The 468-nt window shown below is 54.1% G+C and carries 1 rRNA gene; it reads left to right on the plus strand.

Going from position 1 to position 468, the window contains the following annotated elements:
- A 16S ribosomal RNA gene (locus tag DLK05_RS17030) occupies positions 1-468 on the plus strand; the annotation flags it as partial.

Raw genomic sequence — 468 nt, forward strand, 5'->3', positions numbered from 1 at the left:
TGAGAGTTTGATCCTGGCTCAGAACGAACGCTGGCGGCAGGCTTAACACATGCAAGTCGAGCGGGCGAGGTTGCTTCGGTAACTGAGCTAGCGGCGGACGGGTGAGTAATGCTTAGGAATCTGCCTATTAGTGGGGGACAACATTCCGAAAGGAATGCTAATACCGCATACCCCCTACGGGGGAAAGCAGGGGATCTTCGGACCTTGCGCTAATAGATGAGCCTAAGTCAGATTAGCTAGTTGGTGGGGTAAAGGCCTACCAAGGCGACGATCTGTAGCGGGTCTGAGAGGATGATCCGCCACACTGGGACTGAGACACGGCCCAGACTCCTACGGGAGGCAGCAGTGGGGAATATTGGACAATGGGCGCAAGCCTGATCCAGCCATGCCGCGTGTGTGAAGAAGGCCTTTTGGTTGTAAAGCACTTTAAGCGAGGAGGAGGCTACTTGGATTAATACTCTAGGATAG

This window comes from Ancylomarina longa (genome assembly GCF_003996985.1).
Classification (GTDB): Bacteria; Bacteroidota; Bacteroidia; order Bacteroidales; family Marinifilaceae; genus Ancylomarina_A; species Ancylomarina_A longa.